Here is a 15,353-nt window from a genome sequence, read left to right as displayed (position 1 = left end):
GAGCGGGAAGCCTTCCTGCTCCGGCAAGAGGAGACATGAAGATGTTCCGCACCCTCGCTTCTGCCGGCCTTATCGCTGCCGCTGCGCTCGGGATCAGCGCGGTATCACCCAGCAAGGCCGAGGCCGGCGTCCTGATCCAGCAGGCCTATTATGACGGTCCCGGCTATGGCTGGCGCGCGCCGCCAGCCTATGGCTACTGGGGCGTTCCCCGCTGGCGCCGCCAGTATGACGGCCCGCGCTTCTATGGCCCGCCGCCCCCGCCGCCGCGGTACTACCAGCGCTGGCGCGGCGGCTGGTAGAGTTCGCAAGTCGACGCAGCGCGGCGGGTCACTCCGCCGCGCTTTTCTGCGCGTATCCTAGCCGCTGGTTGAGCTCTTCCAGGAGCTTCTCCGCGGCGTCGGCGATGACGGTGCCGGGCGGGAAGATCGCGCTGGCGCCGGCCTCGATCAGGGCGTCGAAGTCCTGAGGCGGGATGACGCCGCCGACCACGATCATGATGTCGGGCCGGCCGGCTTTGGCGAGCGCCCCCTTGAGCTCCGGCACCAGCGTCAGATGGCCCGCTGCCAGCGAGGAGACGCCGACGATGTGGACGTCGTTCTCGACGCCCTGGCGCGCCGCCTCGTCCGGGGTGGCGAAGAGCGGGCCGATATCGACGTCGAAGCCGAGATCGGCGAAGGCCGAGGCGATCACCTTCTGGCCGCGATCGTGGCCGTCCTGGCCCATCTTGGCGACGAGAATGCGCGGGCGGCGCCCGTCCGCTTCCTCGAAGGCCTCGCACATTAACTGCACGCGCGTCACGGCAGGGTTCATCTCGCCGACCTCCCGCTTGTAGACGCCCGAGATTGACTTGATCTCCGCGCGGTGACGCCCGAAGACCTGCTCCATCGCCATCGAGATTTCGCCGACGGTCGCCTTCGCCCGCGCCGCCTTGACCGCAAGGTCGAGCAGGTTGCCGTCGCCTTGCGCGCCGTTGGTCAGCGCGGTCAGCGCTGCCTGCGTCTCGGCCTCGTTGCGCTCGGCCTTGAGGCGTCTCAGCTTATCGAGCTGCTGGGCGCGGACCGAGGCGTTGTCGACCTTGAGCACGTCGATCGCCGCCTCGTTGTCGGGCTTGAAGATGTTGACGCCGATGATCGATTGCTGGCGGCCGTCGATGCGCGCCTGCGTCTTCGCCGCGGCTTCCTCGATCCGGAGCTTCGGGATGCCGGCCTCGATCGCTTTGGCCATGCCGCCCAGCGCCTCGACCTCCTGGATGTGGCCCCAGGCCTTGGCGGCGAGCTCGGCGGTGAGGCGCTCGACATAATAGGAGCCGCCCCAAGGGTCGATGATCTTTGTCGTGCCGCTTTCCTGCTGCAGCACGATCTGGGTGTTGCGGGCGATGCGGGCGGAGAAGTCGGTCGGCAGCGCCAGCGCCTCGTCGAGCGCGTTGGTGTGCAGCGACTGGGTGTGCCCCTGCGTCGCCGCCATCGCCTCGATCATCGTGCGCGGCACGTTGTTGAACACGTCCTGCGCTGTCAGCGACCAGCCCGAGGTCTGGCAATGGGTGCGTAAGGGGAGCGACTTCTCGTTCTGCGCCCCGAAATCCTTGACGAGCTTGGCCCAGATCAGCCGGGCGGCCCTGAGCTTCGCCACCTCCATGAAGAAGTTCATGCCGATGGCCCAGAAGAAGGAGAGCCGCGGCGCGAAGACGTCGACGCCGAGGCCCGCCTGCTGGCCGGCGCGGATGTATTCGACGCCGTCGGCGAGCGTGTAGCCGAGCTCGAGGTCCTGCGTCGCCCCGGCCTCCTGCATGTGGTAGCCGGAGATCGAGATCGAGTTGAACTTCGGCATGTTGGCCGAGGTGTAGGCGAAGATGTCGCCGATGATCCGCATCGAGGGCGAGGGCGGGTAGATATAGGTGTTGCGGACCATGAACTCCTTGAGGATGTCGTTCTGGATCGTCCCCGAGAGCTTGGCCGCCGGCACGCCCTGTTCTTCCGCCGCGACGATGTAGAGCGCCAGCACCGGCAGCACGGCGCCGTTCATCGTCATCGACACGCTCATCTGGTCGAGCGGGATGCCGGAGAACAGCGTGCGCATGTCGTAGATCGAGTCGATCGCGACGCCGGCCATGCCGACATCGCCGCCGACGCGCGGATGGTCGCTGTCATAGCCGCGATGGGTCGCGAGATCGAAGGCGACCGAAAGGCCCTTCTGGCCGGCAGCGAGGTTGCGCCGATAGAAGGCGTTCGAATCCTCGGCCGTGGAGAAGCCGGCATATTGCCGGATCGTCCAGGGCTGGTTGACGTACATGGTCGGGTAGGGGCCGCGCAGATAGGGCGCGATGCCGGGCAGGGTATCGACGAAGGGCAGGCCGTCGCGATCCGCGGCCGTGTAAATCGGCTTGACCGGGATGTCCTCCGGTGTTTGCCAGAGCTCGCCCGCGCTCTGTGGGGCGGCCGCGGCGCCCGCCGTGTCGGCGAAGGCGAGCTTCGTGAAATCCGGGATCGCGGTCATGGCTTGCTCCCGTCTGTCCTGTCCCACCAATGGTGGAAATGATGCACCGGTCCGTGGCCGCGGCCAACCTTGACCGCGTCCGAGGCCGCGATTGCGGCAGAGATGTAGCGCTTGGCCAGCACCACCGCTTCGTTAAGCGCGATGCCGTGGGCGAGGCCGGAGGCGATCGCCGAAGACAAAGTGCAGCCGGTGCCGTGAGTGTTCTGCGTCGCGATGCGCGGCGCGACCAGGAGCTCGCGCCGGCCGTCCTTGCCAATCAGGATGTCGACGCTGTCGTCGCCGGTGCCATGGCCGCCCTTGACCAGGACATTCGCCGGACCGAATGCGAGCAATGCCTCCGCCTGCTCGGCGGCCGCGTCTTCGGTCTCCGCCATAGCGGTTGCGAGCAGGGCGGCCGCCTCCGGCAGATTCGGCGTCACGATCGTGCAGAGCGGCAGCAGGCGGCGCTTCAGCGCCTCAATCGCGTCTTCCTGTAAGAGCCGCCCGCCCGATGCCGCGATCATCACCGGATCGAGCACGATGTTCTTTGCGTTATGGCGTTCGAGCCCGTCCGCCACGGTCTCGATCAGCTCGGCCGTGGCCAGCATGCCGATCTTGACCGCATCGACCTTGAGATCGTCGAAGACGGCGTCGATCTGGGCGGCGACGAAATCGGCCGGCACCGGATGGATCGCGGTCACGGCGGTGGTGTTCTGTGCGGTCAGCGCCACGATGACGCTGGCGCCATAGACCTGATGCGCGGCGAACGTCTTGAGGTCGGCCTGAATGCCGGCGCCGCCGCTGGAGTCGGAGCCGGCAATGGTGAGCGCGATCGGCATGCTTATCCCTTGCTGGTGCTGACAGGGGATATGGCGACGGCGAGCGCATCCTGCAGCACGGCGATGGCGTCGCAGCCGGCGAAGACGAAGTTCGTCACACCGGCCTCACGCAGCGCCGCCTCCTGCTCGCCGGGACGGCCGGCGAGCCAGACCGTCGCACCTGCTGCCGTCAGTGTTTTCGCGGCGGGGACCACCTCGGCCCCATAGCTCTCGTCGGAGCCGCAAAGGCAGGCGAGCTTCGCCCCCGAAGCGCGGAAGGCTGCGACGAGCGTGTCGAGATCGGTCGCGCCGGCCTTGGCGAAGCCGTCACCGGAGGGTGCAGCCATGCCCCCTGCCTCGAACAGGTTGCGGGCGAAGCCGGCGCGTGCGGCGAAGCCGGCGATTGGCCCCAGCGTGGCGAGGAAGGCTTTCGGCCGCTCGCCAGCGGCTTCGGCGATATCGGCGCTGGCGCGCAACGCCTCGAACGGTTCGGCTAGGCGGACGCTGGGCAGTGCCTCGACCGTGATTGCGCCGCTAGCCGCTTCGCTGGTCGGCATGGCGGCCGGAGGCGGCGCCAGCACCGACACCGACGCTTCCGACAGGTTCGGGAATTCGCTCGTGCCCGTGATCGGCTCGCGCCGGGTCGCGATGGCTTTCGCGCGGGTCGCCCGCTCGCGTCCGAGACCCATCTGGACATGGCCGTTGGCGAGTGCGGCGACGATGCCGGTCAGGCCATCAGCGCTCTCCGCTTCCAGGTCCTGGAATTTGCGCCAGCCCTGCTCGCACAGCGCCTGCGTCAATTCTTCGAATCCGCCCGCACCAGCTGCCGGATCGGCGACACGCCAGAGATTGGCTTCCTCCAGCAGGATCAGCTGGGTGTTGCGGGCGATGCGGCGGGCGAAGCCGTCGGGCAGGCCGAGCGCCGCGGTGAAGGGCTGCACGCTGATCGAATCTGCGCCGCCGACGCCAGCCGAAAAGGTGGCGATCGTACCGCGCAGCAGGTTGACCCAGGGATCGCGCCGGGTCAGCGAGCGCCAGGCGGTCTCGGCATGGATAAAAACGGGCTTGGGATCGAGCCCGCAGGCGCGCTGCACCCGGTCCCAGAGCAGCCGCGCGGCCCGCAACTTGGCGACGGTGACGAATTCGTCGGCATCGGCGACGAGGGTGAAGGAGATGGCGTCGCGCGCTTCGGCGAGCGGGATGCCCTGTGCCTCCAGCAGGCGCAGATAAGTCACTGCAGTCGCCAGCACGGCGCCGAGTTCCTGCGCCTCGGTCGCGCCGGCCTCATGCCAGATCCGGCCGTCGGCGGCGAGGAACGGGCCGGTGAAGCCGCGCGCCTTCAGCGTGCCGATCGTCTCGGCGATGCGCTTGCCGAGCTCGGGCAATTGCACCGCGAGTGCGCCCGAACTGGCGAGCACGCCAATCGGCTCCATGCCGAAATCGATCTGGAGGGAGGAGGGCGCATGGCCGCGCTTCTCGGCGAGATCGGCCAGTAGCAGCGCCTGCTTGCGGCCACCGGGGGCCGGGTCGAGGCGCAGCCTGACCAGATCGAGCATCACGCCGTCGAGCACAGCGTCGAGCGCCTCGACCGAGCTCGCCTCAAGCCCGAAACCGCGTGCCGCAGGAGCGCCGGCGAAGCTGAGGGTCAGCGAGTCGGCGCCCCCTTCGAGATCGGCGAGTGCGAGCTTCGCAGCTTCGGTCTCATCAGGGTGATCGACGCGCGCCGCGACGCGCCAGCGTCCGGCCTCTGCGCGTAGCGGTCGGGCGCTTTGCTCGGCTGCCGCCTCGTAGAGCGGCTCGATACGGACGCCGTCCGATGTCCGCCCGACCAGCTTCTTCTCGAAATCGGCGCCCTTCAGCACCTTGTCGACCGCGGCGCGCCACTGCGCTTCGCCCGGTGTGGGGAAGGCGTCCATGAAGGGCAGGTCGGCGAAGACTGTCGAGGTCATCAGCAGCGAACTCCTTGCACGCATTCCTCCCGCCGTTCCCGTCAGGCGATGGAACACACGCCAATGGGCGGCCCATTGTGCAACCGCGAAATCCTGATTGCCATGGCTCGGCGCGAACGCAAATGCCCCGTTGGTCGGAAAGCCGTGCCGAAATGCCTATCCGCGCGACAAGGAACTCCTATGCCTGCAAACGAAAACGCCGCCCGGTAGGGCGGCGTTCCAAAATCTGGAGAGGGATGTGTCGGCTCAGACGAACTGACCGAGGCCCGGGATCGCGCCGACGATCGCGCCCATCGTGTCCTCGCCCGCCTTCTCGCGGCCGACCGCGAACATCTCCTTCGATACGGTCTGGATCTGGCCCATCGACAGGCCAGCGCCCATCAATTGGCCACCGAGCGCCATCACGCCGCCGCCACCGCCCATCATACCGCCGATCGCGCCCATCAGCCCGCCCTTGGCGCCACCTTCGGCGTTGGCGAGGTCCTGGGCGCCAGGCAGCGCTCCCATCAGCTGGCCGATCTCGGCCGCGGGGCCTTCCTTCTGCAGGAAGGCGAGGATGATGCCGATCGCCTTTTTCGCCAGCGACTCATCGAGGCCGGAAGCAGCCATGATGCGGGAGATCAGTTCGTCCATCGTGCGGTCCTCTCATGCCGAGTCATCCGGCGTTCCGGAAGATAGTTTATACATAAACTATCTCGGGTGGAAGCGATCTTCATGCTTCCGCCCAACTTCTCGTTTCGCTACACCCTTTCCACGACCTTATGGCAACGGAACAGGCGCGACCATGGCGGATGACGGCACGATCCTGATCGGCAAGAGCGAGAAGCCGGAGGTGCTGCTGCTCAAGCTCGCCAACCGCCATGGCCTCGTCACCGGCGCGACCGGTACCGGCAAGACGGTGACGCTGCAGGTGCTGGCGGAGGGCTTCGCCAAGCACGGCGTCCCGGTCTTCGCTGCCGACATCAAGGGCGACCTCTCGGGCATCGCCGCGCCGGGCAACTCCAAGCCGCCCTTCGTCAAGCGCGCCGAGGAACTCGGGCTCAAATACGAGCCCGACCAGTTCACCACGGTATTCTGGGATGTGTTCGGCGAGCAGGGCCATCCGGTCCGCGCCACGATTTCGGAGATGGGCCCGCTGCTGCTGGCGCGCCTGCTCGACCTCAACGACACCCAGGAAGGCGTGCTCAACATCGCCTTCCGCATCGCCGACGAGCAGAAGCTCTTGCTGCTCGACCTCAAGGACCTGCGCGCGATCCTCGCCTTCATCGCCGAGAACGCGCAGGAGCTGACGACCAAATACGGCAACGTCACCTCCGCTTCGGTCGGCACGATCCAGCGCGCTCTGCTCGTGCTGGAGAACCAGAAGGGCGACCTGTTCTTCGGGGAGCCGGCGCTCGACATCAATGACCTGATGAAGACCGACCGCGACGGCCGCGGCATCGTCAACATCATGGCGGCCGACAAGCTGATGGCCAATCCGCGGCTCTACGCCACCTTCCTGCTCTGGCTGCTCTCAGAGCTGTTCGAGCAGCTGCCGGAGGTCGGCGACCTCGACAAGCCCAAGCTCGTCTTCTTCTTCGACGAGGCACATCTGCTCTTCAACGGCGCGCCCAAGGCGTTGCTGACGGCGGTCGAGCAGGTGGTGCGGCTGATCCGCTCCAAGGGCGTCGGCGTCTATTTCGTCACCCAGAACCCGCTCGATATTCCCGACACCGTGCTGGCCCAGCTCGGCAATCGCGTCCAGCACGCCTTGCGCGCCTTCACCCCGCGCGACCAGAAGGCGGTCAGGGCCGCAGCCGAGACCTTCCGCCAGAATCCGAAGATCAACACCGAGCAGGCGATCACCCAGCTCGCCGTCGGCGAGGCCCTGGTCTCGACGCTGGAAGGCAAGGGCTCGCCGACCATGGTCGAGCGCTGCCTGATCGCCCCGCCGATGGCGCAGGTCGGCCCGATCACGCCGCAGGAACGGACGCAGTGCATGCGCGCCTCCGGCTTCACCGGCAAATACGACACGATGGTCGACCGGGACTCGGCCTATGAGGCGCTGATGAAGCGCAAGGGGATGAATGCCGACGGCTCGCTGGTCGAGGCCTCGACCGAAGGCGGCGGCGGCATCCTCGACACCATCGGCGGCTGGCTCGGCGGCGGCAGTGGCGAGCGTCCCAAGACCGGTCCCGGCAGCCGCGGCGGGCGCCTGCCGCAAAGCATGACCGAAAAGATCATCACCTCGGCGGCGCGCTCGGCCGCGACCTCGATCGGCAGGCAGGTCGGTACCGCCATCCTGCGCGGTGTGCTCGGCTCGCTCACGGGCGGACGGCGGTAGCCAAGTTTGGCATTGCGTCTGGCGATTGTCATTCAAGCGCATTACATTGTGCTTGTGAAGGGAGTATCGTCATGGCTTCGAATGCCTTGGTACAGACGCGGATCGACGCCGACGTGAAGGACCGCGCAACCGCGGTCCTGGAGGGCATGGGTCTCACCGTCTCCGACGCCGTGCGCATTCTGCTGACGCGTACGGCAAATGAAGGCGCTCTGCCGCTCGAACTCGTCAGCAATAGTGACGCGCACGACGCCTGGTTCCGCGCGAAAGTGCTGCAGGCGCTGGCGGATGAGCGTCCCGACATCGAGGACGCCGATGCCGAGGCTCGCTTTACCGAACGCCGCGCTGCGGCCCTTCGCAAGGCCGGCGGAAAAGCATGATGCGTGTGGTCTGGTCGCCGTTCGCTCTTGCCGATCGCGACGAGATCTTCAGCTACATCGAAGCCGACAATCCGAAAGTGGCTGCCGAAATCGACGAGCGGATCGCCTCGGCTGTGCATCGCCTCCTTCGGTTTCCGGAAAGCGGCCGGCCCGGCAGGGTCGCGGGCACCCGCGAACTGGTCGTTCCGCGCACGCCTTATATCGCCATCTATGGGGTGATGAGCGATAAGGTTCGCATTCTTCGTGTCCTGCACGGCGCAAGGATGTGGCCGGAGGATATGGACGAGGCGTAGACGCCGCCGCAAAGCAAGCTGCTGTGCGTCCGGACGACTGGCATCGTGCGCGCGACTGGGCATGATGGCGCCACCGGAATCAGATTCCAGTGAGCGCCCATGTCCCAGCTTCCCGCCATCCTGTCCCGCCTCGACGCCGATGTCGACACGTCGCTGGCTCGTCTCTCCTCCTGGCTCGAAATTCCCTCGATCGGGACTGATCCGGCTTTCGATAAGCAGACGCGCCAGGCGGCCGAATGGCTGCGCTCCGATCTGGAAGAGCTCGGCTTCAAGGCAGAATTGCGCGAGACCGGCGGTCATCCGGTCGTGCTCGCGCATCGGCCAAAGCCCGGCGCGCCGCATGCGCTGTTCTACGGCCATTACGACGTCCAGCCGGTCGACCCGCTCGAGCTGTGGGACAACGATCCGTTCAAGCCGGCCGTCAAGGAGATCGAGCCCGGGCGGAAAGTGATCCTTGCCCGCGGCGCCTGCGACGACAAGGGTCAAGTCATGACCTTCGTCGAGGCGATCCGCGCGACGCTCGCCGAGACCGGCGACCTGCCGATCGGCCTCACCATCCTGGTCGAAGGTGAGGAGGAATCCGGTTCGGTCAACCTGCCGGGCTTTATCAAGGCCAACGCCGCCGAGCTGAAGGCCGATTTCGCGCTGGTCTGCGACACCGGCATGTGGGACCGCGTCACGCCGCTGATCACCTCGACGCTGCGCGGCATGGTCTATCAGGAGGTCAGGCTGACCGCGGCCGACCGCGACCTGCATTCGGGCTTGTTCGGCGGCGCCGCCGCGAATCCGATCCATGTGCTGACCAAGATCGTCGCCGAGATCCATGACGAGGCCGGCCGGATCACCATCCCCGGCTTCTATGACGGCGTGCACGAGCCGACGAACGCGCAGAAGGCGGAATGGGCCGACCTGAACCTGACCGAGAAGGAGTTCCTCGGCCAGGTCGGGCTGAAGCACTCGGTCGGTGAGAAGGGCCGTATGCTGATCGAGCAGATCCAGTCGCGCCCGACCTGCGACGTCAACGGCATCTGGGGCGGCTATACCGGAGAGGGCTCGAAGACGGTGATCGCCGCCAAGGCATCCGCCAAGGTCTCGTTCCGCCTCGTCGGCGACCAGGACCCGGCCAAGATCGCCGCGGCCTTCCACCAGTTCGTGCGTGAACGCCTGCCTGAGGATGTGACCGCCGAGTTCATCGGCCATTCCGGTTCGCCGGCGCTGGCCGTGCCGGTCGATTCCCCGGTCCTGCAGAAGGCGCGCAAGGCACTCGCCGAGGAATGGGGTGGCCGCGTCGTCAGCATCGGCAGTGGCGGCTCGATCCCTGTCGGCGGCGACTTCAAGCGCACGCTCGGGCTCGACACCCTTTTCGTCGGCTTCGGCCTCGACGACGACCGCGTCCACTCGCCAAACGAGAAGTACGACCTCTCCTCCTTCCACAAGGGCCAGCGCTCCTGGGCCCGCATCTTGCAAGCACTCGCCTCATGAAATCCGTCTGTGTCTTCTGCGGCTCGAGCCCGGGCCATGATCCCGTCCATGCCGAGGGCGCCCGCGCCATGGGCACGGCCATTGCCAGGCGCGGCCTGACGCTGGTCTATGGCGGCGGCGCCGTCGGGCTGATGGGCATCGTCGCCAATGCCGCGCTCGAAGCCGGCGGCGAGGTCCATGGCGTGATCCCGCGGGCGCTGCGCGAGAAGGAGGTCGGCCATAACAAGCTGACCCGGCTCGAAGTGGTCGAGACCATGCACATCCGCAAGGCGCGCATGGCCGAGCTCTCCGACGGCTTCATCGCCATGTCCGGCGGCATCGGCACCTTCGAGGAGATCTTCGAGATCTGGACCTGGGGCCAGCTCGGCATCCACGGCAAGCCGCTCGGCTTCCTCAACATCGCCGGCTTCTACGACCCGCTCTTCGCCTTCCTCGACAACACCACCAAGGCCGGCTTCATGTGGCAGGCCCATCGCGACATGGCGATGATGGAGACCGATCCCGGCGCGCTGCTCGACAAGATGGACGCCTACAGGCCGCAGGCCCAGATCAAATGGGTGGAGAAGTCGGAGGTTTGAGGTCTCTCCGTCTACTCAGCCCGTTTAGGCGCTCGCCTCAGCGTGAGCACCTTCCTTACCGCTTGCCGATCTGGCGGTATAGCGTCGGCGACCTTGCCCCTGCGGTCTCAGTTGGGTTGAGCATCTAGCAGGGGCTTGTCGGCTTCGATCGCCTCTGGTTCGCTGTTGGGCCTTGATGGATTGCGGCGGGTGGCATGTTGGATCCTGGATTATCGGACCTTTCCTGTTCCTGCCTAATGGCCGAGTGGAAAGTTGAACGAGCCAAACAGCACATCAGCGATGTTGAAGCGATCACTCGCTGGATGATCGATCCGGCCAATTATGTGGTTCGGTCCGAGCTCGACACTCAAACAAGACAATATCAGTTGCACATTGGCCCTGCTGGGGGAGGTCTGCCTCGTGCATTGCCTTTGGCAATCGGCGACGCCGTTCATAATCTGCGCTCCGGGCTGGATTACCTTTGGAGCGCCCTAGAACGGAAGGCCAACCCCGATGCTAACGATAGGCGCTCGACGTTCCCTAGTCACGAAGAAAAGGAGAACCTTGTTGATTTGGTTTCCAAGAGAATTGCGATAAAGAAAGCCTTTCCACAAGCCGAGGCTTTTATAATTGACGTTATAAAACCTTATAAAACTGGCAACTTTAAACTATGGGTACTTGGAAAGCTCAATAACGTCGATAAACACAGGCTGCTTCTTGCTACGTACAGCATAGCTCGGTTCGGCAAGTTCGTCGCCACGAGCGAGGATGGAGGCGTGATTGATCTCTCTTACAGCAGCATCCAGACGCCCGGGCCAATCTTTAAGCTTGGTTTCGTCACACCTTTTAAGCTAAACGACGATGCGGAAATTGCCGCTGAGATAGTGTTCGCTGAATCTGACCTGCCGCCAGGACAGCTTGTCGTGCAGACGCTGGTCAATTTCGCTGAGGCCGTGTCTGAGACGATCCAAGCATTCCGAGAAACCTTTCTACCCGCTCCTGCTGAATAATCGCGGCCTGAATTCCTCGTTCGACACAGCGGGCAAAATCAGGCTAGTACCCTAATATATAGATTTATTCCAATGCGTCGATGCGCTTGCCCGCCTTGCCGCGATAGCGATAGGAATTTTATCCTTGACATGGTGACGCTGATCGGGTAGAGATCAGGAACGCTCACGAATTGCGCCTGAGACGAACGAAGCCGCCGCGCTGCCCAGCCGGCGGCTTTCGCATGTCCGGGCTGAGCCGAGGTTTCCGATGACCGACGAGAGTGACGAGAGCGCCCCGGCTCGGCCGGCGGCGAAGCGCAAGTCTGCGCCGCGCGGCCGCAAGGCGGTGATCGGCAAGCTCTGGAAGGCGGCGCAGACCCAGCTCGAAGCGCATGAGGCGCATCTGGCCGAATTGCCGGCCGGCGCGGCCGCGAGTGAGGCCGACGCCAAGACACTGGCGACGCTGGCTCGCACCGTGCGCGAGCTGGTCGCGCTGGATTCTACCGCAGTGGGGGAGGGAGGAAAATCCGAGGATGACCCCAGCCCCGCCGAAGGATTGCGCCGGGTCGATGAACTGCGGCGAGAGCTGGCACGACGCATGGAACGCCTTATCGCCGATCACGCAGGTGAGACTGTTCCTCAAGCTGCTGCCGGGCCTGCCCCCCGAGTTGGTTAGGCTCGTCGAGCAGGAGTGGACGTTCTACGGCCGGCCCGACCAGAAATCCCGGCGCCTGCCGCCCTGGTGGACCTGGCTTGTCCTTGGTGGTCGTGGCGCCGGCAAGACCCGGACCGGCGCCGAGTGGGTCAAGGGCATGGCGCTCGGGCTCGCCCCGATCGCCAGCGAACCCGTCGGCCGCATCGCCCTTGTCGGCGAGACGCAGGCTCAGGTTCGCGACGTGATGATCGAGGGCGTCTCCGGTCTGCTGGCGATCCATCATCGCTGGGAGAAGCCGGTCTGGTCGCCGTCGCGGCGCCGGCTCGAATGGGGCAATGGCGCGATCGCGCAGGTGTTCACTGCCGAGGATCCGGAAGGGCTGCGCGGGCCGCAATTCGGCGCCGCCTGGTCCGACGAGCTGGCGAAGTGGCCGAACCTTCAGGAGACCTGGGATATGCTGCAACTCGGCCTGAGGCTCGGCGACCGGCCGCGCCAGGTGGTGACGACGACGCCGCGCCCGCTGCCGCTGATCAAGCGGCTGCTCGACGATCCGCGCGTCGCCGTCAGCCGGGCGGCGACCAGTGCCAATCGCTTCAACCTGGCGCCGAGCTTTCTCGACAGCGTGAGCCAAGCCTATGGCGGCACGCGGCTCGGCCGGCAGGAGCTCGAAGGCGAGATCGTCGAGGAGAGCGCGGATGCACTCTGGAGCCGGGCGCTGATCGAGGAGTGCCGCGAGCGCGAGGCGCCGCCGCTGGCGCGGATCGTCGTGGCGGTCGATCCGCCGGCCTCCTCGTCGAAGCGGGCTGACAGTTGCGGACTTGTCGCGGCGGGGATCGATCGCGACGGCATCGGCCATGTCCTTGCGGATGCGACGCTTGCCGGCGCCAAGCCGCATGAATGGGCGCAAGCGGCCGTCGCGCTCTATCGCCGGCTGGAGGCCGATGCACTCGTCGTCGAGGTCAATCAGGGCGGCGAGATGGCGACAAGCGTCATCCGCGAGGTCGATCCCGGGGTGCCGGTGACGGCCGTCAGGGCCTCGCGCGGAAAATTCCTGCGGGCCGAGCCGGTGGCGGCGCTCTATGCGCAGGGCCGGGTGCGCCATGCCGGCGCCTTTCCGGCGCTGGAGGACGAGATGTGCGACTTCGGCCCGACGGGGCTGAGCTCGGGCCGCTCGCCCGACCGGCTCGACGCGCTGGTCTGGGCGCTGACCCATCTGATGCTCGGGCCGAAGGGCCGGCCGCGGGTGAGGGGGCTTTAAGGACAGCCGTCATTCCCGGACCGCGAAGCGGAGCCGGGAATCTCAGGACCATCTTGCATGAAATGCTCGGCTCAAGGCCGAGCATGACGTGCGCTTCATCGCGAGACATCCATGCTCAATTTCCTTCGCAGCCTGCGCGGCCCCGCCGCGCTGGAACAGAAGCGCTCGCGCGTCGGGCCGCTGATCGCCCTGCACGAAGCCGGCCGTCCGGTCTGGACGCCGCGCGACTATGGTGCGCTGTCGCGCGAGGGCTATCAGCGCAATCCGGTGGTGCATCGCTGCGTCAGGCTGATCGCCGAGGCCGCGGCGCAGACCCAGCTGATCGCCAAGGTCGGAGAGCGCGAGATGCCGGAGCACCCGGCGCTGGTGCTGATCGATCGGCCCAATCCGCGCCAGGGTGGCATCGCCTTCCGCGAGATGCTCTACGGGCATCTCCTCGTCGCCGGAAACGCCTATGTCGAGGCAGCGAGCATTGGCCGCGAGCCGCGCGAGCTTTATGCGCTCCGGCCCGACCGCATGCGGGTGGTGCCCGGCCGCGACGGCTGGCCTGAAGGCTACGACTATACGGTCGGCGCGCAGACGATCCGCTTCCGCCAGGACGAGGGCGCGCAGCCGCCGATCCTGCATTTGTCGCTGTTTCATCCCGTCGACGACCATTACGGCCTCTCGCCGGTCGAGGCAGCGGCCTGCTCGCTCGACGTCCACAATGCCGCCGGCGCCTGGCACAAGGCGCTGCTCGACAACGCGGCGCGTCCGTCCGGCGCGCTGGTCTATGACGGGCCGGAAGGCGGCACGCTGACCGAGGCGCAGTTCGAGCGGCTGAAGCAGGAGCTGGAGGATGGCTTCCAGGGCGCGCGCAATGCCGGGAGGCCTTTGCTGCTCGAAGGCGGGCTCGACTGGAAGCCGCTCTCGCTGTCGCCGGCCGAGCTCGATTTCGTCGCCGCCAAGGGCGTCGCGGCGCGGGAGATCGCGCTCGCCTTCGGCGTGCCGCCGCTGCTGCTCGGGCTTCCCGGCGACAACACCCATGCCAATTTCGCCGAGGCCAACCGCGCCTTCTGGCGCCAGACGCTGATCCCGCTGGTCAGGCGCACGGCGCAATCGCTGGCGCAATGGCTCGGCCCCGCCTTCGGCGACGCGCTCTCCCTCGAGCCCGATCTCGATGCGATCGAGGCGCTGGCGGACGAGCGGGAATCGCTCTGGCGGCGGGTCTCTGCTGCCGCATTCCTCACTGAGGACGAGAAACGCGAGGCGGTCGGCTATGGCCGCCGGGAGGTGTCGTCATGAGTCCCTTCGACGAAGCTGCAGCCGGCATCGTCGCCCGCGGCGATCTCGGTCATCTCGCGCTGCTGCTCTGGGCCTTTTGCGCCTCGGGGCTCGCCCTCTTCGCCTTGCGCGAGCTGATCGCCGCCAACCGGCGCTTCGACGAGTTCGTGCGCGAGCTCACCCGCTTCAACGCCCGCTACGAGGGAGGAGATTCATGAGCAAGACCGGAGGCAAATCGCCGGCAAGGCCGTCTCCGGCCGCTGTGAGATCGGGGGTGGCCGCGCCGCGCCCCGGCCGCCAGCCGCGCGACGTATTCGGCCGCTTCTTCGAGACGCTCGGACAGCTCGACGCCAATGGCCGCGGTGGGCGGGGAGGAGCGCGATGAGAGCTGCCGCAACCCGCCATCCGGCATTGGCGCGCGAGGCCAAATTCCTGGCGCAGCCATTGGCCAGGATCGAGCCGGACGGCGCCTTCGAGGGCTATGCCAGCCTGTTCCGCGTCGCCGATCTCGGCAAGGACGTGGTCGAGCCAGGAGCGTTCCGCGACAGTCTCGCCCGCCGTGGCGCCGCCGGCATCAGGATGCTGTGGCAGCACGATCCAACCGAACCGATCGGGCGCTGGCTCGAGCTGCGCGAGGATTCGCGCGGCCTTTATGTCCGTGGCCGGCTCTCGCTTGCCGTGGCCCGTGCCCGCGAGTTGCATGCGCTGATGCGCGACGGCGCCGTCGACGGGCTCTCGATCGGCTTCCGCTCGCAGCGCGCCCGCAGCGAGCCCCGCACCGGCCTGCGCCGGTTGGAGAAGGTCGATCTCTGGGAGATCTCGCTCGTCACCTTCCCGATGCTGCCGCAGGCCCGGGTCAGCGCCGTCAAGGCGCTGCGCCCGCCCAGCCACGTCGCCTTTGCCTGAAAACTGCACTC

At 66.7% G+C, this 15,353-nt stretch carries 17 protein-coding genes; 13 read left to right on the top strand and 4 right to left on the bottom strand.

From position 1 onward, the window contains the following. Positions 1-41: 41 nt before the first annotated feature. Positions 42-299: a hypothetical protein gene (locus B6S44_RS18055; RefSeq protein ID WP_129158266.1), complete on the top strand. Its 258-nt coding sequence runs from the start codon at positions 42-44 to the stop codon at positions 297-299. A gap of 28 nt (positions 300-327) precedes the next feature. Here the strand turns inward: B6S44_RS18055 and scpA are convergent, their stop codons facing one another. From scpA to B6S44_RS18035, 4 genes are all read right to left on the bottom strand, one after another. Continuing rightward, positions 328-2,493 carry a methylmalonyl-CoA mutase gene (gene scpA / locus B6S44_RS18050; protein WP_129158265.1) on the bottom strand — a complete coding sequence of 722 codons (2,166 nt, stop codon included), beginning with the start codon at positions 2,491-2,493 and terminating at the stop codon, positions 328-330. Then, complete coding sequence (gene thiD, locus B6S44_RS18045; RefSeq protein ID WP_282568195.1) at positions 2,490-3,317, bottom strand: bifunctional hydroxymethylpyrimidine kinase/phosphomethylpyrimidine kinase; 828 nt, start codon at positions 3,315-3,317, stop codon at positions 2,490-2,492. The genes scpA and thiD overlap by 4 nt, the downstream gene beginning before the upstream one ends. Next, positions 3,314-5,239, bottom strand: coding sequence for a methylmalonyl-CoA mutase subunit beta (locus B6S44_RS18040; RefSeq protein ID WP_248309642.1), 1,926 nt, complete (start codon positions 5,237-5,239; stop codon positions 3,314-3,316). Before B6S44_RS18040 ends, thiD begins: the two co-directional genes overlap by 4 nt. Positions 5,240-5,485: 246 nt before the next feature. Continuing rightward, on the bottom strand, positions 5,486-5,872 hold the full coding sequence (locus B6S44_RS18035) for a DUF2267 domain-containing protein (RefSeq protein ID WP_129158263.1): 387 nt from the start codon (positions 5,870-5,872) through the stop codon (positions 5,486-5,488). 151 nt (positions 5,873-6,023) lie between these two features. Between B6S44_RS18035 and B6S44_RS18030 the strand changes: the two genes are divergently transcribed. The 12 genes from B6S44_RS18030 (at position 6,024) to B6S44_RS17985 (ending at position 15,342) form a co-directional block, all read left to right on the top strand. After that, positions 6,024-7,562 (top strand): helicase HerA-like domain-containing protein, encoded by a 1,539-nt coding sequence (locus tag B6S44_RS18030; RefSeq protein ID WP_129158262.1) that lies wholly within the window; start codon positions 6,024-6,026, stop codon positions 7,560-7,562. 71 nt (positions 7,563-7,633) lie between these two features. Then, a complete protein-coding gene (locus B6S44_RS18025; protein WP_129158261.1) occupies positions 7,634-7,939 on the top strand; it encodes a type II toxin-antitoxin system RelB/DinJ family antitoxin in 306 nt (101 codons plus the stop codon). After that, positions 7,939-8,232 (top strand): type II toxin-antitoxin system RelE/ParE family toxin, encoded by a 294-nt coding sequence (locus tag B6S44_RS18020; RefSeq protein ID WP_129158853.1) that lies wholly within the window; start codon positions 7,939-7,941, stop codon positions 8,230-8,232. Before B6S44_RS18025 ends, B6S44_RS18020 begins: the two co-directional genes overlap by 1 nt. A gap of 99 nt (positions 8,233-8,331) precedes the next feature. Beyond that, positions 8,332-9,714 carry a M20/M25/M40 family metallo-hydrolase gene (locus tag B6S44_RS18015; protein ID WP_129158260.1) on the top strand — a complete coding sequence of 461 codons (1,383 nt, stop codon included), beginning with the start codon at positions 8,332-8,334 and terminating at the stop codon, positions 9,712-9,714. Further along, on the top strand, positions 9,711-10,292 hold the full coding sequence (locus tag B6S44_RS18010) for an LOG family protein (RefSeq protein WP_129158259.1): 582 nt from the start codon (positions 9,711-9,713) through the stop codon (positions 10,290-10,292). The genes B6S44_RS18015 and B6S44_RS18010 overlap by 4 nt, the downstream gene beginning before the upstream one ends. Before the next feature lie 194 nt (positions 10,293-10,486). Further along, entirely contained in the window at positions 10,487-11,281 is a 795-nt protein-coding gene (locus B6S44_RS18005) for a hypothetical protein (RefSeq protein WP_129158258.1), read from the top strand. Positions 11,282-11,528: 247 nt separating this feature from the next. Further along, positions 11,529-11,936 (top strand): hypothetical protein, encoded by a 408-nt coding sequence (locus B6S44_RS29425; RefSeq protein ID WP_164985878.1) that lies wholly within the window; start codon positions 11,529-11,531, stop codon positions 11,934-11,936. Beyond that, the gene (locus B6S44_RS18000; protein WP_248309641.1) at positions 11,887-13,173 is read left to right on the top strand and encodes a DNA-packaging protein; all 1,287 of its coding nucleotides are present in this window, start codon (positions 11,887-11,889) and stop codon (positions 13,171-13,173) included. The genes B6S44_RS29425 and B6S44_RS18000 overlap by 50 nt, the downstream gene beginning before the upstream one ends. 111 nt (positions 13,174-13,284) lie before the next feature. Beyond that, a complete protein-coding gene (locus B6S44_RS17995; RefSeq protein WP_129158257.1) occupies positions 13,285-14,457 on the top strand; it encodes a phage portal protein in 1,173 nt (390 codons plus the stop codon). Then, complete coding sequence (locus tag B6S44_RS17990) at positions 14,454-14,654, top strand: hypothetical protein (RefSeq protein WP_129158256.1); 201 nt, start codon at positions 14,454-14,456, stop codon at positions 14,652-14,654. Before B6S44_RS17995 ends, B6S44_RS17990 begins: the two co-directional genes overlap by 4 nt. Then, positions 14,651-14,821, top strand: a complete 171-nt coding sequence (locus B6S44_RS29420) for a hypothetical protein (RefSeq protein WP_164985877.1) — start codon at positions 14,651-14,653, stop codon at positions 14,819-14,821. Before B6S44_RS17990 ends, B6S44_RS29420 begins: the two co-directional genes overlap by 4 nt. After that, entirely contained in the window at positions 14,818-15,342 is a 525-nt protein-coding gene (locus tag B6S44_RS17985; protein WP_129158255.1) for an HK97 family phage prohead protease, read from the top strand. The genes B6S44_RS29420 and B6S44_RS17985 overlap by 4 nt, the downstream gene beginning before the upstream one ends. The last annotated feature ends 11 nt before the right edge of the window (positions 15,343-15,353 follow it).

The sequence above is a fragment of the Allobosea sp. Tri-44 genome (assembly GCF_004123845.1).
In the GTDB taxonomy this organism is placed as follows: domain Bacteria; phylum Pseudomonadota; class Alphaproteobacteria; order Rhizobiales; family Beijerinckiaceae; genus Allobosea.
This window is presented reverse-complemented; position numbering and strand designations above follow the sequence as displayed.